This is a genomic window from Dickeya aquatica (genome assembly GCF_900095885.1).
In the GTDB taxonomy this organism is placed as follows: Bacteria; Pseudomonadota; Gammaproteobacteria; order Enterobacterales; family Enterobacteriaceae; genus Dickeya; species Dickeya aquatica.
On sequence record NZ_LT615367.1, the window covers coordinates 4,024,895 to 4,045,115 of the forward strand.

Here is a 20,221-nt window from a genome sequence, read left to right on the forward strand (position 1 = left end):
CTTTGTATAGCATCACTTTCCTACCCTTATTCAAATTCAATAGAGAGTATAAAGCGCCCAGAGTCGTCATATTCATCACTGCGGATTAGGTTGTCGAACACCTCTTCCCAGTCCCAGCGATGCTGACGAAACAGCACCAGCCACTGCTGCGGCGTTTTGTCGCCATACCGCATCACGAGTGTGCTCTGACCAAGCACACATTGATGCTGGAACCCCCCAACGAGTACCGGAAACACGATTGCTCGCTCACTCTCATGCCACGATTCCCTGTCGGGATATTGGATATACTGGTTCACCCAACCAGTTCCTGTTTCATTGTTTCAATAACGGGGGCAACATCCGGCATAAAACCATGCCATAGTTGAAATGCGTGGGCTGCTTGCCAAACCAGCATCCCCATACCATCCAGATAACGCTGTGCACCATGTTGAATACACCATCTCAGAAAAGGTGTGGGTTCAGCCTGATAGAACATGTCATAACAGTGAGTATTTGGCGAAACGAGCGATATGGGCAGCGCGGGAATGTCGCCTGCAACACCTGATGATGTCGCGTTGATGATCAAATCAAAATAATGGTCGCTTAACTTTTCCATCGGTAACGCATGTATTTCCCCTTCAGCACAGAAATGTCTTGCCAGTGACTCGGCTTTCTCGAACGTGCGATTCGTTATCACCAGGGAACATCCATACGCAAGCAGCGGTTGAATCACGCCACGAGCGGCTCCGCCAGCGCCAGCCAGCAAAACCTTACAACCCGGTGTAATAAAACCGTGCTGTTTTAAGTCACTAAGCAGGCCGATACCGTCGGTATTGTCACCATATAATGAACCATCTTCGTTTTTTAACACGGTATTGACAGCACCGGCAGACGACGCACGCTCACTCAGACGATGCATCACACCACACGCTCGTTCTTTAAACGGTGCTGTGATATTTGCACCTCGAGCGCCCTGTCGGAAGTATGCCTGCAAGCTCTCTTCAAAATTATCCAGCGGTGCCAATATACGCTCATAGCTTAACGCCACGCCGGTTTGTGCAGCGAACAAGGCATGAATACGGGGTGATTTGCTATGTGCAATCGGGTGACCAAAAACAGCAAAAGACAGACTCACAGACACATTCGTTCTCCAATAACCATTAACCTTGACGCAGCATTTCGCCAGTCAACGCATCACGAATTTCCGAAGGATTCAATCGTTTCCCCACTTCCCCCTGAGCACAGGAAGGCGATGTTCAAACTGAACCATCACTTCCTGATAAGTACGGCACGGGGGGTGACCTGTTAAGTTAGCACTCGTAGAAACCAAAGGTTTACCAAACGCCAGACAGAGTTGCTGCACCAGAGGATGATCGCTAACGCGAACGGCCAGTGAGCTAAAACGCCCCGTCAGCCATTCTGGTGTTGTCAATTTGGCTGGGATCACCCAGGTAAAAGGGCCGGGCCAGGTATCGAAAACGGCCTGACGCTGGCTATCTGACAGCGCAGATATCTCCACATAAGGCGCAAGTTGCTGAACATTCGCTGCAATCAAAATCAGCCCTTTATCTCTTGGGCGCTGTTTCAATGCGAGTAATTTTTCTACGGCAACCTCACTATCTGGATCACAGCCAAGGCCAAATACCGCTTCCGTCGGGTATGCAATCACTTGCTGGTCGCGTAATAACTGGATAAGTGGAGCTAATTCTTCAATTGTCACGTTACCTACTCACTACAATTTGCTATTCACTAAGCTTTATCGCTGTGGGAAGCGTCATCAGATACAGGTTTGCCACACAATTTACTGGCGCAAAAGCGCCTAATTCCCTGAGCTGTTTTCTTTTCAATCAAGAGTGGATAGCGACAATGGGCGCATTCACCGGCAACAGGCTTATTATTCAGCGTGAACTGACAAGTCGGATAACGCTCACAAGCATGGAACGTCTTACCATAACGTGATTTACGTTGTAGTAACCGCCCTTCACCACATTGGGGGCATACGAGAGATGTTTCATCAGGGCTATCTATCGTCTGTGTATGTTCACAGTCTGGATAGGCGCTGCAACCAATAAACATGCCATAGCGCCCCTGACGCAGTACCAGCGTTGCATCACAAAGAGGGCACAATTGGCCATCAAGCACCTTTACCACATGCCCATCGGCATACGGCTTAAGCGATCGGATATAATTGCATTCTGGATAATGGGAACAGCCAAGAAACGGGCCGTGCCGCCCAGATCGGATAACCAGCACGGCCCCACATTCAGGGCAAACCTGATGCTGCTTTTCAACAGTAAGTACGGGTTTAACCATGATTTACTCAAATACCTGGTTACTGCAAATACCCTTCGTGGGGTTCAAAGAGTAAATCTTCCATTTGTTGATACGCATTTTCACAACCTGGCACATTGAACAAAACCATCAAAATGACCCATTTAAGATCTTCAAGATCGAAATCTTGTGTTTCCAGTGCCATCACCCGGTCAATCACCATCTCGCGGGTTTCCAGACTTAATACCTTGATTTGCTCGAGGAATAACAAAAAGCCCCGGCAATCCGCATCCAGCAGTTGTTCCTCTTCAGCCGTATAAATACGTAAAGCTAAAGGATCGCTGGCAAGCGCCAATGGCGGCGTTTGCCCTTCCTGCAAATCAGCCAACTTCTCCAGCCAATCGAGCGCGCTATAAATATCATCACGATCAAATCCAGCGCGGGTGAGGTCATCGGTCAACGTATCCTGATCGACACGCATTTCAGTTTCATTGTGGATGTAAGTTTCAAACAAGTACATGAGTACGTCGAACATGGCCTGCCCTCCTTATTCGGACATAGCCGCCGGGTACAGCTGCGATCCATCCTGCTAACTCCAGATCCAGTAACTTATTCACTACCTCTGGCACAGGTTGGCCGGCACGTTCAGCGACAACGTCAACAGGTGTAACCTCATCTCCTACGGTAGCCAACACATCAGCAAATGGCAATTCCCGTTCACTCTGCGTTGAGCAAATAATTTCAGGCACCTCTTCATTGGGAATATCGGCAAACCAGCGCAGGCCATTATGGAGTTGTGTAAAAATGTCTTTAGGCTGAGTAACAAGGCAGGCCCCCTGCTGTATCAACCAGTGATTACCTTCAGTCATCGGATTACCCAGCGCACCAGGCAAGACAAAGACTTCCCGATTTTGTTCTAGAGCATAACGTGCAGTCACCAGAGAACCACTGCGCAATGATGCTTCAACAACCAGCACGCCAAGGCTGAGCCCGCTGATAATACGATTACGCCGGGGAAAGTTAACTGGCAGTGGACGCATGTCCAGAGGGAACTCAGACACCAGAGCCCCACCGCCTGCCACAATATCAGCAGCAAGATCGCGGTGGCGAGACGGATACAGGTGATTTAATCCACTTCCGAGCACAGCGACTGTCTTTCCGCCAGCATCCAGTGCCGCACGGTGTGCAATACCGTCGATTCCCACAGCAAGGCCACTGGTAATAGTCAGCGGATACGAGGCAACAGACTGACAAAAGTAATACCCCCACTGTTCACCATAAGGGGTATGATGGCGGCTTCCCACCACTGCAAACTGCGGCGATGAAAGCACATCCTTATCCCCCTCAATAAACAAACACAGCGGTGGCGAGGTAATGTGACCGAGCAAGGGAGGATAAGCAGGATGGTTGTATGTCAGCAAATGATGCGATGGCTGCTCCAGCCAAGATGCTAGCGCATCAATCTCCTTGCCACTGACACGAAAAAACTGCTCCACCTGACTTTCCTTTACGCCTAATGCATACAAATAGCGAGGTGAGAAGTCATGAGCAGAGAGCAACTGCATACACAATTTCGCACAGTGTCGGGTATTCATTCCCCTGACTGACATGAGTCTGAGCCAGATTTCCATTTCCATCATATTGCCCCCTGCACGCTGCTTTGACCTGGGTCACGATGCTGTCAATCACCTGCGGAAATGTCTACAATAAACACTGAAGCTTTTTAACCACCTGAATACAGATCTAAATACCTATGTCAGTCTTGCAAGTATTACATTTTCCAGACGAGCGGCTTCGCACTCAGGCAAAGCCAGTAAAAAAAGTTGATGCAGAGATCCAGCGTATTGTGGACGATATGTTCGAAACAATGTACGCAGAAGAGGGAATTGGCCTTGCTGCCACTCAGGTCGATGTTCATCAGCAAATTATCGTGATTGATGTCTCTGAGGAGCGTGATCAGCGCCTGGTGTTAATTAACCCTGAGTTACTTGAGAAATCGGGTGATACGGGGATTGAAGAAGGCTGCCTTTCCATCCCTGAAACGCGTGCGTTAGTTCCGCGCGCGGAAAGTATCAAAGTACGAGCCCTTGACCGTGAAGGCAAGCCGTTTGAGCTGCAAGCCGAGGGGTTACTGGCTATTTGTATCCAGCATGAGATGGATCATCTGGTCGGCAAGCTGTTTGTTGATTATTTATCAGCGATGAAACGCCAGCGCATCCGGCAAAAGCTGGAAAAACTCGCCAGACTGAACAAGCGGGCATAATTCATTACCGTTAACCCTATTTCTGGGTAGGAAACCTCGTGTCACTACGTATTATTTTTGCAGGAACGCCAGATTTTGCCGCACAGCATCTCGAAGCGTTATTATCATCAGAACATAACGTCGTTGGCGTATTCACACAACCGGATCGCCCTGCGGGACGCGGTAACAAGCTGACACCCAGCCCAGTCAAAATACTCGCGCAACAGCACGAGCTTCCGGTTTTCCAGCCTGCATCGCTACGTGTGGCAGAAAATCAGCAGAGTATTTCTGACCTTAATGCGGATGTTATGGTGGTAGTCGCTTACGGGTTGATCTTGCCTCAGGCGGTTTTAGATATGCCACGACTCGGGTGCATTAATGTCCATGGCTCTCTGCTCCCTCGCTGGCGCGGCGCAGCACCAATACAGCGGGCACTCTGGGCTGGTGATAACCAGACCGGGATAACAATTATGCAAATGGATGCAGGCCTTGATACCGGAGCCATGCTTCATAAAATCGCCTGCCCGATTTTGCCTGATGACACCAGCGCCACGCTGTATGACACACTGGCAAAACTAGGGCCCCAGGGGCTGCTGGCCACGCTTTCACAGTTATCCACCGCCAGTGCTGTCGCCGAACAGCAGGATAACGACCAGGCAACCTACGCTGAAAAACTCAGTAAAGAAGAAGCCCGACTCAACTGGCAATTACCCGCAGCACAGCTGGAGCGGTGTATACGTGCATTTAATCCATGGCCCGTCAGTTACTTCGTCGTGGAAGAGCAACCGGTAAAAGTCTGGAAAGCAGAAGTGCTTGATACGACGCAACAGCAACAACCGGGAACCATTGTCCGTGCTGATAAAAGTGGCATCCAGATTGCCACTGCCAATGGCATATTAAATATGCAGATATTGCAGCCATCAGGCAAAAAAGCGATGTCGGCACAGGATTTATTAAACTCTCGACGCGAATGGTTCACACCTGGCAGCATACTGGCTTAACACCATGGTACCGATACTGTCCGGTCGGTACCCCTGTATTCCTCTACCATCCCAAATTCCATGAAAAGCACCTATAACCTTCGCAGTATCGCCGCTAACACCCTGATTCAGGTTGTTGAACAAGGCCAATCTCTCAGTCACATCCTCCCTGCACTTCAGCGAAATATTAGCGAAAAGGATCGGGCGCTACTTCAGGAGATCTGCTTTGGCGTATTACGCGTACTGCCAGAGCTGGAGTGGTATCTGCATCAGTTGATGGCAAAACCACTGGCTGGTAAGCAAAAAATTCTTCATTACCTGCTTATGGTTGGCTTGTATCAGCTCACGTATACACGCATTCCTGCCCATGCAGCACTGGCAGAAACGGTCAATGGTGCCGTGGCACTCAAGCGCCCTCAGTTAAAAGGCCTGATTAATGGCGTTTTGCGTCAGTTTCAGCGTCAGCAAGATGAGTTGCAGTTAAGAGTAAAAAATACGCCAGCCCATTACTCACACCCTGACTGGCTACTGCTCCGCTTGAAAGCGGCCTACCCGGATCAATGGGAACACATCGTTACCGCGAATAATCAGCATCCCCCGATGTGGCTCAGAGTCAACCGGCTACATCATACGCGCGAAGCTTATCTGGGGTTGCTGCAAGAACAAGGCATTAATGCTCATCCACACGCCTTCTATACCGATGCAGTCAGGCTTGAAACACCGTGTGCCGTTAATCAATTACCAGGGTTCGAGCAAGGATGGGTAACAGTACAGGATGCGTCAGCACAGGGATGTATTCACTGGCTTGCTCCTCAAAATGGTGACGATATTCTTGATCTGTGCGCCGCGCCTGGAGGAAAAACCACGCACATACTCGAAGCGGCTCCACTCGCGCGCGTTGTTGCGGTTGATATTGATGAGCAACGGTTAAAGCGAGTTCATGAAAATCTACACCGCCTGAAGCAACATGCAGACGTAAAATGTGGCGACGGCAGAACACCATCATTGTGGTGTGGTGACAAATTGTTTGATCGCATTCTACTGGATGCGCCTTGTTCAGCAACAGGAGTTATTCGCAGACACCCTGATATCAAATGGTTACGCCGTGATAGCGATATCAACGAATTATCTGCCCTGCAACAGTCAATTCTGGAGGCTATCTGGCCGCATTTAAAAAAAGGCGGTACCCTCGTCTATGCAACCTGTTCCGTCTTACCGGAAGAAAATCAGCAGCAGATAGCGTCATTTCTGCAACGCCATACCGATGCTTCACTAAGTGATACGGGCAATCTCTCAAAACCAGGGATTCAAAATCTGCCAGCCGCTCTGGATGGTGATGGTTTCTTTTATGCGAAACTGGTAAAAACCTCATGACAGTAAGTCTTCCCCGACAGCAAACAATACGGCAGAGATGACAATGAAGATAATCATTCTTGGTGCAGGTCAGGTTGGCGGAACGCTGGCGGAAAATCTGTCCGGCGAAAATAATGACATTACGGTTGTCGATACCAACACAACCCGATTACGTCAGCTTCAGGATAAATTCGATCTGCGCGTCGTCACTGGCTATGCTTCCCATCCACGCGTATTACGCGAAGCGGGGGCTGAAGATGCAGACATGCTTATCGCTGTCACTAACGCCGACGAAACTAACATGATTGCCTGTCAGGTTGCTTACACACTGTTTAATACGCCTAACCGCATCGCACGCGTTCGTTCCGCAGAGTATATCCGCGAGTCAGGGCTGCTCTTTAACACCGAAGCAGTCCCAATCGATCACTTGATTTCACCTGAACAGTTGGTTATCGACAACATCTATAAATTGATTGAGTATCCCGGTGCTTTGCAGGTGGTTAATTTCGCACAAGGAAAAGTCAGTATTGCGGCAGTAAACGCTTACTATGGCGGGCCACTTGTGGGAAACGCAATATCCACAATGCGCGATCACATGCCTCATATCGAAACCCGGGTTGCTGCTATTTTCCGCCACGATCGTCCTATCCGGCCACAAGGTTCAACCGTGATTGAAGCTGGAGATGAAGTGTTCTTCATTGCTGCATCGCAACATATTCGTGCGGTAATGAGTGAAATGCAGCGGCTGGAGAAACCCTATAAACGTATCATGATTGTCGGAGGCGGTAATGTTGGCGCAGGTTTGGCACGCAAATTAGAAAAAGATTACAGCGTCAAACTGATAGAACGGGATGCTCAACGCGCAGCAGAACTGGCCGAAAGGCTGCAACATACCATTGTCTTCCACGGTGATGCATCTGACCAGGAATTGCTGACTCAGGAACATGTCGAGCAATTTGATGTATTTATTGCGATTACCAATGATGATGAAGCCAACATCATGTCGGCTATGCTAGCTAAACGTATGGGAGCCAAAAAAGCCATGGTGCTGATTCAGCGCCGAGCCTATGTTGACCTCGTTCAGGGAAGCGTCATTGACGTTGCTATTTCACCACAGCAGGCAACGATTTCCGCACTGCTGGGGCATGTACGCAAGGCAGATATTGTCAGTGTATCATCACTACGCCGTGGTGTGGCAGAAGCCATCGAGGCTATCGCACATGGCGATGAAGGCACATCCAAAGTTGTTGGCCGCATGGTGGCGGACATTAAGCTGCCGCCGGGTACGATTATCGGTGCAATTGTACGTGGCGATGATGTGATTATCGCTAACAATAACCTTCAAATTGAACAAGGTGATCACGTGATTATGTTCCTGACCGATAAGAAATACATTTCTGATGTCGAGCGTTTATTCCAGCCAAGCCCCTTCTTTTTGTAATGCCAAAAAACTATCGGGCGTACCTTCACGCCTTATGGGGCCTGTTATGGTAATTTCTCAGCCACTTGTTAAGCTTAACGAAACAGATATAACGAGGAAATGGCGATGAGTGTAATGAAAGAATTTCGTGAGTTTGCCATGCGGGGCAACGTTGTTGACCTGGCCGTGGGCGTTATCATTGGTGCTGCCTTTGGTAAAATAGTATCGTCACTGGTTTCTGACATCATTATGCCACCGTTAGGATTATTAATTGGCGGTGTCGATTTCAGGCAGTTTCACTGGGTATTACGAGAAGCACACGACAACATTTCAGCTGTCAGCATCAATTACGGTACTTTTATTCAGAACATTTTTGATTTTATTATTGTTACTTTTGCCATTTTTATAGCTATTAAATTAATGAATAAACTACGCCGTGCACAACAAGTACAACCTGATACCACACCGAAGATCACGACAGAAGAGAAGTTATTAACAGAGATTCGAGATTTGCTCAAACAACAGGCCGAGAGGCAGTCCAGAAATAATTAGTGGCTCCCAAAGCTAAATCAATATGCCAGAAAGCCAGTGGTAAAAAGATATTCTTACCACTGGCCTCCCAGTTATTACTTCCACGCACATTCTGATATTTGTCTTTCCGGCGGTAGCTTCCCTTACCTTTAGTATTTTTTTCAACACGCTGGCGGAATAATGGGTCATGAAGTAATGCTTCCAGCGCATTATCGTTTATTTTTCCTTTGGTGTGACGATATCTCGACATATATTTACCTTATTAGAGAGTGATGGTACTAGCTACATTCGTACAGGTTTAACACTACACTTCACCGCTATCATCAGATTTATCAATTTTATGTTTAAACGCCCCCTGATACGTACCATTTAAAAAATCCGTGCTTATTCCTGATAGCTGTAAACGTAATTCTAACGATCTCAGTTTTCCAGATAACTCTATATATTCTTTTGATTCCGGGTCCGTGGCATACAATAGATCAGCCACTTTCAGAGCCTCTTTGCAATCTAATAACTCTGCTGGCATAAAACCCGCATTCTTCATTAAATGATATATGCTACGCAGTTCAACGGGCACTGCACTGTTGTCATCCAACTGAAGCGGTTTACCAGCTCCAGGCAAGTGCTCAAATTCTCCACGTTTTTGTGACTCAAGGATATGGCGTTCAGCCCATTCATCAATAGGGAACATATCAGCTCTCACAAAATACCCAGAGATTCATAATAGTCGGTCAGGAAAGAATAAAACAGAACTAAAATTGAGACGTAAAAAAACCGGGTTTCCCCGGTTTTTTTACGCTAATACGGATTACTCCGCAGTAGCCACTTCTTCTGTCTGAGAAACTGTGCGATCAACGAGCTCGATGTATGCCATCGGCGCATTGTCACCAGCACGGAAGCCACACTTCAGAATGCGAGTGTAACCACCAGCGCGGCTCGCGAAACGCGGGCCCAGTTCATTAAACAGTTTAGCCACGATCTCGTTATCACGAGTACGGGCAAATGCCAGACGACGATTAGCAACGCTGTCGGTCTTGGCAAGAGTAATCAGCGGTTCAACAACACGACGCAGCTCTTTCGCTTTCGGCAGGGTCGTCTTGATGATCTCATGACGAACCAAAGAACCAGCCATGTTACGGAACATAGCCTGGCGATGGCTGCTGTTACGGTTCAGTTGACGACCACTCTTACGATGGCGCATGACCTTATCCTTCTCAGTAAAACCTTAACCTGTGATCTGGTTATTCATCGGCAATGCTTGCTGGTGGCCAGTTTTCCAGGCGCATGCCCAGAGACAAACCACGGGAAGCCAGCACGTCTTTAATCTCGGTAAGAGATTTTTTACCCAGGTTAGGCGTTTTAAGCAGTTCAACCTCGGTACGCTGTACCAGATCACCGATGTAGTGGATAGCTTCTGCCTTAAGACAGTTAGCAGAGCGGACAGTCAATTCAAGATCGTCAACAGGGCGCAGCAGGATCGGATCGAATTCTGGTTTTTCTTCTTTCACTTCAGGCTGACGTACATCACGTAAATCAACAAAAGCTTCCAGTTGTTCGGCCAGAATAGTCGCCGCACGGCGGATCGCCTCTTCAGGATCGATCGTACCATTGGTTTCCATCTCGATGACCAGCTTGTCCAGGTCGGTGCGCTGTTCAACACGCGCTGCTTCAACATTGTAGGCGATACGCTCCACAGGGCTGTAGCAAGCGTCAACTAACAGGCGACCAATCGGGCGCTCATCTTCTTCCGTATGAATACGGGCAGACGCCGGCACATAACCACGACCACGCTGAACTTTAATACGCATGCTAATAGATGCGTTCTCATCGGTCAGATGGCAGATTATATGCTGTGGCTTGACGATTTCGACATCACCATCATGGGTGATGTCGGCTGCAGTCACAGGGCCAATGCCAGATTTATTCAGGGTAAGAATAACTTCATCTTTGCCTTGAACTCTCACCGCCAGCCCTTTCAGGTTGAGCAGGATTTCCAGGATATCTTCCTGTACGCCTTCTTTGGTGCTGTACTCGTGCAGTACACCATCAATCTCAACCTCGGTCACCGCGCAACCAGGCATGGATGAAAGCAGAATACGGCGCAGTGCGTTACCAAGAGTATGGCCGAAGCCCCGCTCTAACGGCTCAAGGGTCACCTTGGCGTGCGTCGAACTGACTTGCTCGATATCTACCAGGCGCGGTTTTAGAAACTCTGTCACAGAACCCTGCATTGTGTCCTCTCTTTGGTACTAAGCTTTACTTGGAGTAAAGCTCGACGATCAGGTGTTCATTAATGTCCGCAGACAGATCGGTACGTTCAGGAATACGTTTGAACACACCTTCCATCTTGGCAGCATCAACTTCCAGCCAAGTTGGCTTTTCACGCTGTTCAGCCAGCTCCAAAGCGGCCTTAACACGAGACTGCTTTTTCGCTTTCTCGCGGATGCTGACTACGTCATTCGGAGATACCTGATAAGAAGCGATATTAACAACGCGACCGTTTACCATGACAGCTTTGTGGCTCACCAGCTGACGAGCTTCTGCACGAGTAGCGCCGAACCCCATACGGTAAACAACGTTGTCCAAACGACCTTCCAGCAACTGCAACAGGTTTGCACCTGTATTGCCTTTCAGACGAGCGGCTTCTTTGTAGTAGTTACGGAACTGGCGTTCCAGCACACCGTAGATACGGCGAACTTTCTGCTTTTCACGCAACTGCACGCCATAGTCGGACAGACGCGGTTTACGTGCGCCATGCTGACCAGGAGCTTGTTCAATTTTACACTTGGAATCGATCGCACGAACACCAGACTTTAAAAACAGGTCGGTGCCTTCACGACGGCTCAGCTTGAGCTTAGGACCCAAATATCTTGCCATTTTCTTTCTCCAGCAATCCTAAAAGCAGCGTTACACGCGACGCTTTTTCGGCGGACGACAACCGTTATGAGGGATCGGAGTCACATCAGTAATATTAGTGATGCGGAAACCAGCCGCGTTCAGAGCGCGGATAGTAGACTCACGGCCCGGACCAGGTCCTTTAACCATAACTTCCAGATTCTTGATACCGTACTCTTTCACAGCTTCGGCGCAGCGCTCTGCTGCTACCTGAGCGGCGAACGGAGTGGATTTACGAGAACCACGGAAACCGGAACCACCGGCAGTTGCCCAACCCAACGCATTACCCTGACGATCGGTAATGGTAACGATGGTGTTGTTGAAAGAAGCATGGATATGAGCCACACCGTCAGAGACTTGCTTTCTTACACGCTTACGTGCACGAATAGGTGCCTTTGCCATTATTCAATCACCCCGATTATTTCTTGATCGGTTTGCGCGGACCCTTACGGGTACGGGCGTTAGTCTTAGTACGCTGACCGCGTACCGGCAGACCACGACGGTGACGCAAACCACGATAAGTACCAAGGTCCATCAGACGCTTGATGCTCAGGGTGATTTCACGACGCAGATCACCTTCAACAACGAATTTACCAACTGCATCACGCAGCTGATCAATTTGTTCTTCAGACAGCTCACTGATCTTAACATCTTCAGCGATTCCCGTTTCAGCACAGATGGCCTTAGAACGGGTTTTGCCGATACCGTAAATCGAAGTTAATGCGATAACGGTATGTTTATGATCAGGAATGTTAATGCCTGCTATACGGGCCACTATGCACTCCTACAATTTTTATAAAGCAATACCATACTGAAAAGCCCGTTTTCAGGATACTCAAATGATATTGCAGTTACATACAAAAGATTGGCTGGCTAATCTAGCCAGCTCAACCCAACTTTGCAAGAAAAATATGTGAGATAATCAGCCTTGGCGCTGTTTATGCTTAGGCTCGGCGCTGCAGATGACGCGAACGATGCCGTTACGCTTAACGATCTTACAGTTACGACATAATTTCTTGACGGAAGCACGAACTTTCATTTTTACTCTCCGTAACTTCTCAAGCTAAACCTAATTAGCGGCTATAGCCTTTCAGGTTTGCCTTCTTCAATGCAGACTCATATTGACTGGACATCAATAGCGTTTGCACTTGAGCCATAAAGTCCATGATCACAACAACAACAATTAACAGTGACGTACCACCAAAGTAGAACGGCACTTTCATTGCGTCGCGCATGAACTCCGGGATGAGGCAGATAAAAGTAATATACATCGCACCGACCAACGTCAGACGCGTCATTACTTTATCAATATATTTTGCCGTTTGTTCTCCCGGACGAATTCCTGGCACGAATGCACCGGACTTCTTCAGGTTATCTGCTGTTTCACGCGGGTTAAATACCAACGCTGTATAGAAGAAACAGAAGAAGATGATTGCAGATGCATAGAGTAACACATAAAGCGGTTGCCCTGGCTGCAAATACAACGAAATAGTTGTCAGCCAATTCCAACCAGTACCGCCCCCAAACCACGATGCAATCGTAGCAGGAAACAGTATTATGCTTGAAGCAAAAATGGCCGGAATAACCCCCGCCATATTTACCTTCAAAGGCAGATGTGTACTCTGAGCGGCATAAACACGACGCCCTTGTTGACGTTTAGCATAATTAACGACGATACGACGTTGACCACGCTCAATAAATACAACAAAGAAAGTCACTGCGAATACCAGCACCGCAACCAACAGCAACAGGAGGAAGTGCAGATCGCCTTGCCGCGCTTGCTCGATGGTATGGCCAATGGCCGGCGGCAGTCCCGCAACGATACCAGCAAAAATTATGATCGAGATACCGTTACCGATACCTCGTTCAGTAATCTGCTCGCCTAACCACATAAGGAACATTGTTCCTGTGACCAGACTGACAACAGCGGTGAAATAAAATGCAAAACCCGGGTTAATAACAAGATCCTGCATTCCAGGCATATTCGGTAAACCAGTAGCAATACCGATTGACTGAAATATACCCAACACCAAAGTACCGTAACGGGTGTACTGGCTGATTTTACGTCTGCCAGCTTCCCCTTCTTTCTTTATTTCTGCCAGAGCTGGATGAACCACCGTCAACAACTGAATGATGATGGACGCCGAAATATACGGCATGATACCCAGAGCAAAAATTGAAGCACGGCTAAGTGCACCACCAGAGAACATATTGAACATTTCAATGATGGTGCCACGCTGTTGTTCGAGCAATTTGGCAAGCACAGTGGCATCAATACCAGGAATCGGAATAAAAGAGCCAATACGGAAAACAATTAGCGCACCGATTACAAACAGCAGTCTGCGCTTCAGCTCGCCAACTCCGCCTTTAGCACTTTGAAAATCTAATCCTGGTTGCTTAGCCATCTGCTACTTATTCCTCAATTTTGCCGCCAGCAGCCTCGATCGCAGCACGAGCACCTTTGGTGACGCGCAAGCCACGGATCGTTACCGGACGTGCAACTTCGCCAGACAGAATCACTTTCGCGAATTCAATCTGAACGCCGATGACGTTAGCAGCTTTAAGCGTATTCAGATCGACAACATCACCTTCAACGCGAGCCAGATCAGACAGACGAACTTCGGCTGTAATCATCGCTTTGCGAGAAGTGAAGCCGAACTTCGGCAGACGACGGTACAAAGGCATCTGGCCGCCTTCAAAACCACGGCGCACGCCACCGCCAGAACGAGAGTTCTGACCTTTGACACCACGGCCGCCCGTTTTACCGAGGCCGGAACCGATACCGCGACCTACACGCTTCGCAGCGTGTTTAGCGCCTTCGGCCGGAGACAGAGTATTCAAACGCATCTGTTACTCCTCCACTTTAACCATATAGGAAACCGCGTTGACCATACCACGTACGGCGGGCGTATCTTCACGCTCTACGGTATGACCAATACGACGCAGACCCAGGCCAAGCAGCGTTGCCTTATGTTTCGGCAGACGACCGATTGCACTACGGGTTTGAGTGATTTTAATAGTCTTTGCCATGGTCAATTACCCCAGAATGTCTTCAACGGATTTACCACGCTTGGCAGCGACCATATCCGGGGACTTCATGTTAGCCAAGCCGTCGATAGTTGCACGTACCACGTTAATCGGGTTAGTGGAACCATAGGCTTTAGCCAATACGTTATGAACCCCTGCAACTTCCAGAACGGCGCGCATTGCACCACCGGCAATAATACCGGTACCTTCGGAAGCTGGCTGCATGAACACACGAGAACCTGTGTGTGCACCTTTAACCGGGTGCTGCAGAGTGCCGTTGTTCAGCGCGACATTCATCATATTGCGACGGGCTTTTTCCATCGCTTTCTGTATCGCTGCCGGAACTTCGCGTGCTTTACCGTAACCAAAACCAACGCGGCCATTACCATCACCCACTACAGTCAGTGCGGTGAAGCTAAAAATACGACCACCTTTAACGGTTTTAGATACGCGATTTACCGCGATCAGCTTTTCCTGCAGTTCGCCAGCTTGTTTTTCGATGTGAGCCATCTTACACCTCTACCTTAGAACTGAAGGCCAGCTTCACGGGCAGCATCTGCCAGTGCCTGGACTCGACCATGATATTGGAAACCGGAACGGTCAAAAGCGACTGCTTTGATGCCTTTTTCCAGAGCGCGTTCAGCAACAGCTTTACCTACAGCAGCAGCTGCGTCTTTGTTACCGGTGTACTTCAGTTGCTCAGCGATAGCTTTTTCTACAGTAGAAGCGGCTACCAGGACTTCAGAACCGTTCGGTGCGATGACCTGCGCGTAAATATGACGCGGGGTACGATGTACCACCAGACGTGTCGCACCCAGTTCACGGAGCTTGCGACGTGCGCGGGTTGCACGACGGATACGAGCTGATTTCTTATCCATAGTGTTACCTTACTTCTTCTTAGCCTCTTTGGTACGCACGACTTCATCGGCGTAACGAACACCCTTGCCTTTGTAAGGCTCAGGACTACGGTAGGCGCGCAGATCAGCTGCCACCTGACCGATCAGCTGTTTATCAGCGCCTTTCAGCACGATTTCAGTCTGAGACGGACATTCAGCAGTAATACCTGCAGGCAGTTCGTGATCGATCGGGTGAGAGAAGCCCAAGGCCAGATTCACCACATTACCTTTCACGGCTGCACGATAACCAACACCTACCAGCTGCAGCTTTTTGGTGAAGCCTTCGGTAACACCGATAACCATGCTGTTCAGCAGAGCGCGGGTAGTACCGGCCTGAGCCCAGCCATCAGCAAAACCTTCGCGCGGAGCGAAAGTCAGCACGTTATCAGCCTGTTTAACTTCTACAGCAGCGTTGACTTTGCGGGTCAGCTCGCCGTTTTTACCCTTGACCGAAATATCCTGACCGTTGAGTTTTACCTCTACGCCGGCAGGAATGACGACGGGTGCTTTTGCAACACGAGACATTCTTTCCTCCCGATTAAGCTACGTAGCAGATAATCTCGCCACCAAGACCAGCCTGGCGAGCTGCACGATCAGTCATCACACCTTTAGAGGTAGAAACAACTGCGATACCTAAACCGGCCATAACTTTCGGCAGCTCATCTTTACGTTTGTAGATGCGCAGACCAGGACGGCTTACTCGCTGAATGCTTTCTACCACTGCCTTGCCCTGGAAATATTTCAGACTCAGTTCCAGTACAGGCTTGGTGTCGCCTTCGATTTTGTAATCTTCAATGTAACCTTCTTCCTTCAGCACTTTGGCAATTGCCACTTTCAGCTTGGAGGAAGGCATGGTGACCGCAACTTTGTTCGCGGCCTGACCGTTACGGATACGGGTCAGCATATCCGCGATCGGATCTTGCATGCTCATCTGTCTTTACTCCCGTGATTCAATTGGTGACAATTACCAGCTAGCCTTTTTCAGACCCGGAATTTCACCGCGCATGGCGGCTTCACGGACCTTGATACGGCTCAACCCGAACTTCCGCAGGAAAGCGTGCGGACGACCAGTCTGGCGGCAGCGGTTACGCTGACGGGACGGGCTGGAATCACGCGGCAGAGTCTGCAGCTTGAGAACAGCATCCCAACGATCTTCGTCGGATGAGTTCACATTGGAGATAATAGCTTTCAACTCAACGCGCTTAGCGAAGAATTTGTCAGCTAATTTCACGCGTTTAACTTCGCGTGCTTTCATGGATTGCTTAGCCATTAGTAACCCTACCTTACTTGCGGAACGGGAAGTTAAAGGCGGCCAACAGCGCACGGCCTTCATCATCGGATTTCGCAGTGGTGGTAATGGTAATGTCCAAACCACGAACGCGATCGACTTTGTCATAGTCGATTTCCGGGAAGATGATCTGCTCACGCACACCCATGCTGTAGTTACCACGTCCATCGAAAGATTTCGAAGACAGACCACGGAAATCGCGGATACGCGGTACAGCAATGGTAATCAGACGCTCAAAGAACTCCCACATGCGTTCGCCACGCAGGGTTACTTTACAGCCGATCGGATAGCCCTGACGGATTTTGAAGCCTGCAACAGATTTGCGTGCTTTGGTGATCAACGGTTTCTGACCGGAGATCGCTGTCAAATCAGCTGCTGCGTTATCCAGCAGTTTTTTGTCAGCAATCGCTTCACCAACACCCATGTTCAGGGTGATCTTCTCGACCCGAGGGACTTGCATGACAGAATGGTAGTTAAACTGAGTCATCAGTTTGCTAACTACTTCGTCTTTGTAGTAATCATGCAGTTTCGCCATCGTACTACTCCAAGTTACTTGATAGTTTCGCTGTTAGACTTGAAGAAACGGACTTTTTTGCCGTCTTCGAATCTAAAGCCTACACGGTCTGCCTTGCCGGTAGCCGCATTGAAGATTGCAACGTTAGAAACCTGAATTGCAGCTTCTTTTTCAACGATGCCACCCGGTTGGTTCAGTGCCGGAACCGGCTTCTGATGTTTTTTAACCAGGTTGATACCTTCAACAATGACCTTACCAGAGGACAGGACATTTTTTACTTTACCGCGCTTACCTTTATCTTTGCCGGTCAGCACGATAACTTCGTCATCACGACGGATTTTCGCTGCCATGGTTCGCTCCTTACAATACTTCTGGTGCCAGAGAGATAATTTTCATGAACTTCTCAGAACGCAGCTCACGAGTTACCGGCCCAAAAATACGCGTACCGATCGGCTGCTCGCTGTTGTTGTTCAGAAGAACGCAAGCATTGCCATCGAAGCGAACGACAGAACCGTCCGGGCGACGAACACCCTTCCTGGTGCGCACCACTACCGCCTTCAGCACATCGCCTTTCTTCACCTTGCCACGAGGAATTGCTTCCTTAATGGTAATTTTGATGATGTCGCCGACGCCTGCGTAGCGACGGTGCGAGCCACCCAGAACCTTGATACACATTACGCGACGTGCACCGGAGTTGTCGGCCACGTTCAGCATAGTCTGTTCTTGGATCATGTTAGTGCTCCGCTAATGTCAACTACTACTTATGGGACCCAGAATCAGGTCGTTAAAAAAGCCCCATAATTGAGGGCGCAGCATTATAACACTGCTCATTCAATATGGGTAGAAAAAATAAACGGCTCAACACATTGAGCCGTTTATCTTATTCGAGAGCGCTTACTGTATTACAGAACCGCTTTCTCTACAACGCGAACCAGAGTCCAGGATTTAGTCTTGGACAGCGGGCGGCATTCGCGGATTTCAACCACGTCGCCGATTCCACATTCGTTGTTCTCGTCATGCACGTGCAGCTTAGTCGTGCGCTTGATGAATTTACCGTAGATCGGATGTTTCACAAAACGCTCAATAGCAACAACAGCAGATTTCTGCATTTTGTCACTAACAACACGACCTTGCAGAGTACGGATTTTATCGGTCATTACGCACCCGCCTTCTCAGTCAGTAAAGTCTTAACGCGTGCGACATTACGGCGCACTTGCTTCAACAGGTGAGTTTGTTGCAGCTGACCGCTGGCAGCCTGCATGCGCAGATTGAACTGTTCACGCAGCAGTCCGAGCAGTTCGGTATTCAGCTCTTCAACGCTCTTTTCACGCAGCTCTTTTGCTTTCATTACATCACCGTCTTAGTTACAAAGGTGGTTTTGATCGGCAGTTTCGCTGCTGCCAGTTCGAATGCCTCGCGGGCTAACTCTTCCGGCACCCCGTCCATTTCGTACAGGACTTTACCTGGCTGAATCAAGGCAACCCAATACTCCACGTTACCTTTACCTTTACCCATACGCACTTCAAGCGGTTTCTCGGTGATCGGTTTGTCCGGGAATACACGGATCCAGATCTTACCTTGACGCTTAACAGCACGAGTCATAGCACGACGAGCAGCTTCGATTTGACGAGCAGTCAGGCGACCGCGGCCAACAGCTTTCAGACCGAAAGTGCCGAAGCTCACATCCGTACCGGCAGCCAGACCACGGTTGCGGCCTTTGTGCACCTTACGGAATTTTGTACGCTTTGGTTGTAACATTCAGCGACTCTCCTTACTTGCGGCCTTTACGCTGCTGCTTTTTCGGTTGAGCAGCCGGTTTTTCCGGTTGTTCAACGGCAGCCATACCACCCAGGATCTCACCTTTGAAGATCCACACTTTCACACCGATGACACCGTAAGTGGTGTGCGCTTCAGAGGTGTTGTAATCAATGTCAGCGCGCAGTGTATGCAACGGAACACGGCCTTCACGGTACCACTCGGTACGTGCGATTTCCGCGCCGCCCAGACGGCCGCTAACTTCAACTTTGATACCTTTAGCGCCCAGACGCATGGCGTTCTGAACAGCACGCTTCATCGCGCGACGGAACATCACACGACGCTCCAGCTGAGAAGTGATGCTGTCGGCAACCAGTTTTGCGTCCAGTTCAGGCTTACGAACTTCGGCGATATTAATCTGCGCCGGTACGCCAGCGATATCCGCTACGCCCTTACGCAGTTTTTCGACGTCTTCACCTTTTTTACCGATAACGATACCCGGGCGAGCAGTGTGAATAGTCACACGGATGCTTTTAGCCGGACGCTCGATAACGATGCGGGAAACGGAGGCTTTCTCCAGTTCCTTGTTCAGGTACTGACGAACTTTAAAATCGCTGTCCAGGTTGTCAGCGAATTCTTTGGTATTCGCATACCAGGTAGAGTTCCAAGTTTTGACAATACCCAGGCGAATACCATTAGGATGTACTTTCTGACCCATTGCTAGTCTCCAGAGTCTCAGCGATCGGACACAACCACAGTGATGTGGCTGGTACGCTTCAGGATGCGATCCGCACGACCTTTAGCACGCGGCATAATGCGTTTCATGCTCGGGCCTTCGTCTACGAAGATTTTCGCAACTTTCAGATCGTCAATGTCAGCGCCATCGTTGTGTTCTGCGTTAGCAATGGCAGACTCCAGTATTTTCTTAACCAGACCAGCAGCTTTCTTGTTGGTGTAGGTCAGAATTTCCAGAGCTTGCGACACTTTCTTACCGCGAATCAGGTCAGCCACCAGGCGAACCTTCTGAGCAGAAGAACGAGCATGGCGATGTTTAGCGATAGTTTCCATCT

Annotated in this window: 34 protein-coding genes and 1 pseudogene; 5 read left to right on the top strand and 30 right to left on the bottom strand. The window is 49.2% G+C overall.

Annotated elements, in window-relative coordinates; all coding sequences use genetic code 11:
- Positions 1-26: 26 nt before the first annotated feature.
- The 6 genes and pseudogenes from DAQ1742_RS18170 to dprA all read right to left on the bottom strand — a co-directional run bounded on the left by DAQ1742_RS18170 (position 27) and on the right by dprA (position 3,890).
- Positions 27-296, bottom strand: a complete 270-nt coding sequence (locus DAQ1742_RS18170; protein ID WP_035344485.1) for a DUF1488 family protein — start codon at positions 294-296, stop codon at positions 27-29.
- On the bottom strand, positions 293-1,120 hold the full coding sequence (gene aroE, locus DAQ1742_RS18175; RefSeq protein WP_035344487.1) for a shikimate dehydrogenase: 828 nt from the start codon (positions 1,118-1,120) through the stop codon (positions 293-295). The genes DAQ1742_RS18170 and aroE overlap by 4 nt, the downstream gene beginning before the upstream one ends.
- Positions 1,121-1,139: 19 nt before the next feature.
- Positions 1,140-1,699, bottom strand: a pseudogene (gene tsaC / locus DAQ1742_RS18180) (L-threonylcarbamoyladenylate synthase type 1 TsaC).
- A 29-nt stretch (positions 1,700-1,728) separates the two neighbouring features.
- The gene (locus DAQ1742_RS18185) at positions 1,729-2,292 is read right to left on the bottom strand and encodes a DNA topoisomerase family protein (RefSeq protein WP_071604111.1); all 564 of its coding nucleotides are present in this window, start codon (positions 2,290-2,292) and stop codon (positions 1,729-1,731) included.
- A gap of 19 nt (positions 2,293-2,311) precedes the next feature.
- Entirely contained in the window at positions 2,312-2,785 is a 474-nt protein-coding gene (locus DAQ1742_RS18190) for a DUF494 family protein (RefSeq protein WP_035344491.1), read from the bottom strand.
- Complete coding sequence (gene dprA, locus DAQ1742_RS18195) at positions 2,757-3,890, bottom strand: DNA-protecting protein DprA (RefSeq protein WP_035344493.1); 1,134 nt, start codon at positions 3,888-3,890, stop codon at positions 2,757-2,759. The genes DAQ1742_RS18190 and dprA overlap by 29 nt, the downstream gene beginning before the upstream one ends.
- 113 nt (positions 3,891-4,003) lie before the next feature.
- Between dprA and def the strand changes: the two genes are divergently transcribed.
- The 5 genes from def (at position 4,004) to mscL (ending at position 8,797) form a co-directional block, all read left to right on the top strand.
- Positions 4,004-4,513: a peptide deformylase gene (gene def, locus DAQ1742_RS18200; protein WP_035344495.1), complete on the top strand. Its 510-nt coding sequence runs from the start codon at positions 4,004-4,006 to the stop codon at positions 4,511-4,513.
- 38 nt (positions 4,514-4,551) lie between these two features.
- Positions 4,552-5,493, top strand: a complete 942-nt coding sequence (gene fmt / locus DAQ1742_RS18205) for a methionyl-tRNA formyltransferase (protein WP_035344498.1) — start codon at positions 4,552-4,554, stop codon at positions 5,491-5,493.
- Between the two features lie 60 nt (positions 5,494-5,553).
- Positions 5,554-6,846 carry a 16S rRNA (cytosine(967)-C(5))-methyltransferase RsmB gene (gene rsmB, locus DAQ1742_RS18210; protein WP_035344499.1) on the top strand — a complete coding sequence of 431 codons (1,293 nt, stop codon included), beginning with the start codon at positions 5,554-5,556 and terminating at the stop codon, positions 6,844-6,846.
- A gap of 43 nt (positions 6,847-6,889) precedes the next feature.
- Complete coding sequence (gene trkA / locus DAQ1742_RS18215; protein WP_035344502.1) at positions 6,890-8,266, top strand: Trk system potassium transporter TrkA; 1,377 nt, start codon at positions 6,890-6,892, stop codon at positions 8,264-8,266.
- 105 nt (positions 8,267-8,371) lie between these two features.
- Positions 8,372-8,797 (top strand): large-conductance mechanosensitive channel protein MscL, encoded by a 426-nt coding sequence (gene mscL / locus DAQ1742_RS18220; RefSeq protein ID WP_035344505.1) that lies wholly within the window; start codon positions 8,372-8,374, stop codon positions 8,795-8,797.
- Here the strand turns inward: mscL and DAQ1742_RS18225 are convergent.
- The 24 genes from DAQ1742_RS18225 to rplV form a co-directional block, all read right to left on the bottom strand.
- Complete coding sequence (locus DAQ1742_RS18225; RefSeq protein WP_071604112.1) at positions 8,760-9,026, bottom strand: alternative ribosome-rescue factor A; 267 nt, start codon at positions 9,024-9,026, stop codon at positions 8,760-8,762. The genes mscL and DAQ1742_RS18225 overlap by 38 nt on opposite strands.
- 54 nt (positions 9,027-9,080) lie before the next feature.
- Positions 9,081-9,467 carry a DnaJ family domain-containing protein gene (locus DAQ1742_RS18230; RefSeq protein ID WP_035344512.1) on the bottom strand — a complete coding sequence of 129 codons (387 nt, stop codon included), beginning with the start codon at positions 9,465-9,467 and terminating at the stop codon, positions 9,081-9,083.
- A gap of 117 nt (positions 9,468-9,584) precedes the next feature.
- Positions 9,585-9,977 (bottom strand): 50S ribosomal protein L17, encoded by a 393-nt coding sequence (gene rplQ, locus DAQ1742_RS18235; RefSeq protein WP_024107510.1) that lies wholly within the window; start codon positions 9,975-9,977, stop codon positions 9,585-9,587.
- 40 nt (positions 9,978-10,017) lie between these two features.
- Complete coding sequence (locus DAQ1742_RS18240) at positions 10,018-11,007, bottom strand: DNA-directed RNA polymerase subunit alpha (protein WP_035344517.1); 990 nt, start codon at positions 11,005-11,007, stop codon at positions 10,018-10,020.
- A 25-nt stretch (positions 11,008-11,032) separates the two neighbouring features.
- Entirely contained in the window at positions 11,033-11,653 is a 621-nt protein-coding gene (gene rpsD / locus DAQ1742_RS18245; RefSeq protein WP_012768120.1) for a 30S ribosomal protein S4, read from the bottom strand.
- A 30-nt stretch (positions 11,654-11,683) separates the two neighbouring features.
- Positions 11,684-12,073 carry a 30S ribosomal protein S11 gene (gene rpsK, locus DAQ1742_RS18250; RefSeq protein WP_002919257.1) on the bottom strand — a complete coding sequence of 130 codons (390 nt, stop codon included), beginning with the start codon at positions 12,071-12,073 and terminating at the stop codon, positions 11,684-11,686.
- Positions 12,074-12,089: 16 nt separating this feature from the next.
- Positions 12,090-12,446, bottom strand: coding sequence for a 30S ribosomal protein S13 (gene rpsM / locus DAQ1742_RS18255; protein WP_035344519.1), 357 nt, complete (start codon positions 12,444-12,446; stop codon positions 12,090-12,092).
- Between the two features lie 147 nt (positions 12,447-12,593).
- Positions 12,594-12,710, bottom strand: a complete 117-nt coding sequence (rpmJ, locus tag DAQ1742_RS18260; protein ID WP_012768118.1) for a 50S ribosomal protein L36 — start codon at positions 12,708-12,710, stop codon at positions 12,594-12,596.
- Positions 12,711-12,744: 34 nt separating this feature from the next.
- Entirely contained in the window at positions 12,745-14,076 is a 1,332-nt protein-coding gene (secY, locus tag DAQ1742_RS18265; protein WP_035344521.1) for a preprotein translocase subunit SecY, read from the bottom strand.
- A gap of 7 nt (positions 14,077-14,083) precedes the next feature.
- On the bottom strand, positions 14,084-14,518 hold the full coding sequence (gene rplO, locus DAQ1742_RS18270) for a 50S ribosomal protein L15 (protein ID WP_035344522.1): 435 nt from the start codon (positions 14,516-14,518) through the stop codon (positions 14,084-14,086).
- 3 nt (positions 14,519-14,521) lie between these two features.
- Entirely contained in the window at positions 14,522-14,701 is a 180-nt protein-coding gene (gene rpmD, locus DAQ1742_RS18275; RefSeq protein WP_004846568.1) for a 50S ribosomal protein L30, read from the bottom strand.
- 6 nt (positions 14,702-14,707) lie between these two features.
- Positions 14,708-15,208, bottom strand: coding sequence for a 30S ribosomal protein S5 (gene rpsE, locus DAQ1742_RS18280; RefSeq protein WP_035344523.1), 501 nt, complete (start codon positions 15,206-15,208; stop codon positions 14,708-14,710).
- Between the two features lie 14 nt (positions 15,209-15,222).
- Entirely contained in the window at positions 15,223-15,576 is a 354-nt protein-coding gene (gene rplR, locus DAQ1742_RS18285) for a 50S ribosomal protein L18 (protein WP_035344524.1), read from the bottom strand.
- Between the two features lie 9 nt (positions 15,577-15,585).
- A complete protein-coding gene (rplF, locus tag DAQ1742_RS18290) occupies positions 15,586-16,119 on the bottom strand; it encodes a 50S ribosomal protein L6 (protein ID WP_035344529.1) in 534 nt (177 codons plus the stop codon).
- 13 nt (positions 16,120-16,132) lie between these two features.
- A complete protein-coding gene (gene rpsH / locus DAQ1742_RS18295; protein WP_035344530.1) occupies positions 16,133-16,525 on the bottom strand; it encodes a 30S ribosomal protein S8 in 393 nt (130 codons plus the stop codon).
- Between the two features lie 33 nt (positions 16,526-16,558).
- On the bottom strand, positions 16,559-16,864 hold the full coding sequence (gene rpsN / locus DAQ1742_RS18300; RefSeq protein WP_012768111.1) for a 30S ribosomal protein S14: 306 nt from the start codon (positions 16,862-16,864) through the stop codon (positions 16,559-16,561).
- Between the two features lie 13 nt (positions 16,865-16,877).
- Entirely contained in the window at positions 16,878-17,417 is a 540-nt protein-coding gene (rplE, locus tag DAQ1742_RS18305; RefSeq protein ID WP_035344532.1) for a 50S ribosomal protein L5, read from the bottom strand.
- Between the two features lie 14 nt (positions 17,418-17,431).
- Positions 17,432-17,746 (bottom strand): 50S ribosomal protein L24, encoded by a 315-nt coding sequence (gene rplX, locus DAQ1742_RS18310; RefSeq protein WP_000729185.1) that lies wholly within the window; start codon positions 17,744-17,746, stop codon positions 17,432-17,434.
- 10 nt (positions 17,747-17,756) lie between these two features.
- The gene (rplN, locus tag DAQ1742_RS18315; protein ID WP_035344535.1) at positions 17,757-18,128 is read right to left on the bottom strand and encodes a 50S ribosomal protein L14; all 372 of its coding nucleotides are present in this window, start codon (positions 18,126-18,128) and stop codon (positions 17,757-17,759) included.
- Positions 18,129-18,298: 170 nt separating this feature from the next.
- Positions 18,299-18,553, bottom strand: a complete 255-nt coding sequence (gene rpsQ / locus DAQ1742_RS18320; RefSeq protein ID WP_035344537.1) for a 30S ribosomal protein S17 — start codon at positions 18,551-18,553, stop codon at positions 18,299-18,301.
- Complete coding sequence (gene rpmC, locus DAQ1742_RS18325) at positions 18,553-18,744, bottom strand: 50S ribosomal protein L29 (RefSeq protein ID WP_012764048.1); 192 nt, start codon at positions 18,742-18,744, stop codon at positions 18,553-18,555. The genes rpsQ and rpmC overlap by 1 nt, the downstream gene beginning before the upstream one ends.
- On the bottom strand, positions 18,744-19,154 hold the full coding sequence (rplP, locus tag DAQ1742_RS18330; RefSeq protein ID WP_012768106.1) for a 50S ribosomal protein L16: 411 nt from the start codon (positions 19,152-19,154) through the stop codon (positions 18,744-18,746). The genes rpmC and rplP overlap by 1 nt, the downstream gene beginning before the upstream one ends.
- Before the next feature lie 13 nt (positions 19,155-19,167).
- Entirely contained in the window at positions 19,168-19,869 is a 702-nt protein-coding gene (gene rpsC, locus DAQ1742_RS18335) for a 30S ribosomal protein S3 (RefSeq protein WP_012768105.1), read from the bottom strand.
- 17 nt (positions 19,870-19,886) lie between these two features.
- The gene (rplV, locus tag DAQ1742_RS18340) at positions 19,887-20,219 is read right to left on the bottom strand and encodes a 50S ribosomal protein L22 (protein WP_035344539.1); all 333 of its coding nucleotides are present in this window, start codon (positions 20,217-20,219) and stop codon (positions 19,887-19,889) included.
- Positions 20,220-20,221: the final 2 nt, after the last annotated feature.

Bases quoted from the DNA above. Each gene is read 5' to 3' on its own strand.
- DAQ1742_RS18190 (WP_035344491.1), bottom strand. From the start codon at position 2,785: ATGTTCGACGTACTCATGTACTTGTTTGAAACTTACATCCACAATGAA.
- DAQ1742_RS18185 (WP_071604111.1), bottom strand. From the start codon at position 2,292: ATGGTTAAACCCGTACTTACTGTTGAAAAGCAGCATCAGGTTTGCCCT.
- rpsC (WP_012768105.1), bottom strand. From the start codon at position 19,869: ATGGGTCAGAAAGTACATCCTAATGGTATTCGCCTGGGTATTGTCAAA.
- rplX (WP_000729185.1), bottom strand. From the start codon at position 17,746: ATGGCAGCGAAAATCCGTCGTGATGACGAAGTTATCGTGCTGACCGGC.
- rplO (WP_035344522.1), bottom strand. From the start codon at position 14,518: ATGCGTTTGAATACTCTGTCTCCGGCCGAAGGCGCTAAACACGCTGCG.
- secY (WP_035344521.1), bottom strand. From the start codon at position 14,076: ATGGCTAAGCAACCAGGATTAGATTTTCAAAGTGCTAAAGGCGGAGTT.
- rplF (WP_035344529.1), bottom strand. From the start codon at position 16,119: ATGTCTCGTGTTGCAAAAGCACCCGTCGTCATTCCTGCCGGCGTAGAG.
- rpsH (WP_035344530.1), bottom strand. From the start codon at position 16,525: ATGAGCATGCAAGATCCGATCGCGGATATGCTGACCCGTATCCGTAAC.
- rsmB (WP_035344499.1), top strand. From the start codon at position 5,554: ATGAAAAGCACCTATAACCTTCGCAGTATCGCCGCTAACACCCTGATT.
- rplP (WP_012768106.1), bottom strand. From the start codon at position 19,154: ATGTTACAACCAAAGCGTACAAAATTCCGTAAGGTGCACAAAGGCCGC.
- rplQ (WP_024107510.1), bottom strand. From the start codon at position 9,977: ATGCGCCATCGTAAGAGTGGTCGTCAACTGAACCGTAACAGCAGCCAT.
- DAQ1742_RS18240 (WP_035344517.1), bottom strand. From the start codon at position 11,007: ATGCAGGGTTCTGTGACAGAGTTTCTAAAACCGCGCCTGGTAGATATC.
- DAQ1742_RS18225 (WP_071604112.1), bottom strand. From the start codon at position 9,026: ATGTCGAGATATCGTCACACCAAAGGAAAAATAAACGATAATGCGCTG.
- rpsQ (WP_035344537.1), bottom strand. From the start codon at position 18,553: ATGACCGATAAAATCCGTACTCTGCAAGGTCGTGTTGTTAGTGACAAA.
- rpsE (WP_035344523.1), bottom strand. From the start codon at position 15,208: ATGGCTCACATCGAAAAACAAGCTGGCGAACTGCAGGAAAAGCTGATC.
- DAQ1742_RS18230 (WP_035344512.1), bottom strand. From the start codon at position 9,467: ATGTTCCCTATTGATGAATGGGCTGAACGCCATATCCTTGAGTCACAA.
- rpsD (WP_012768120.1), bottom strand. From the start codon at position 11,653: ATGGCAAGATATTTGGGTCCTAAGCTCAAGCTGAGCCGTCGTGAAGGC.
- rpsN (WP_012768111.1), bottom strand. From the start codon at position 16,864: ATGGCTAAGCAATCCATGAAAGCACGCGAAGTTAAACGCGTGAAATTA.
- rplE (WP_035344532.1), bottom strand. From the start codon at position 17,417: ATGGCGAAACTGCATGATTACTACAAAGACGAAGTAGTTAGCAAACTG.
- rplN (WP_035344535.1), bottom strand. From the start codon at position 18,128: ATGATCCAAGAACAGACTATGCTGAACGTGGCCGACAACTCCGGTGCA.
- trkA (WP_035344502.1), top strand. From the start codon at position 6,890: ATGAAGATAATCATTCTTGGTGCAGGTCAGGTTGGCGGAACGCTGGCG.
- def (WP_035344495.1), top strand. From the start codon at position 4,004: ATGTCAGTCTTGCAAGTATTACATTTTCCAGACGAGCGGCTTCGCACT.
- mscL (WP_035344505.1), top strand. From the start codon at position 8,372: ATGAGTGTAATGAAAGAATTTCGTGAGTTTGCCATGCGGGGCAACGTT.
- rpsK (WP_002919257.1), bottom strand. From the start codon at position 12,073: ATGGCAAAGGCACCTATTCGTGCACGTAAGCGTGTAAGAAAGCAAGTC.
- rpmJ (WP_012768118.1), bottom strand. From the start codon at position 12,710: ATGAAAGTTCGTGCTTCCGTCAAGAAATTATGTCGTAACTGTAAGATC.
- rpmD (WP_004846568.1), bottom strand. From the start codon at position 14,701: ATGGCAAAGACTATTAAAATCACTCAAACCCGTAGTGCAATCGGTCGT.
- rplR (WP_035344524.1), bottom strand. From the start codon at position 15,576: ATGGATAAGAAATCAGCTCGTATCCGTCGTGCAACCCGCGCACGTCGC.
- dprA (WP_035344493.1), bottom strand. From the start codon at position 3,890: ATGATGGAAATGGAAATCTGGCTCAGACTCATGTCAGTCAGGGGAATG.
- rplV (WP_035344539.1), bottom strand. From the start codon at position 20,219: ATGGAAACTATCGCTAAACATCGCCATGCTCGTTCTTCTGCTCAGAAG.
- rpmC (WP_012764048.1), bottom strand. From the start codon at position 18,744: ATGAAAGCAAAAGAGCTGCGTGAAAAGAGCGTTGAAGAGCTGAATACC.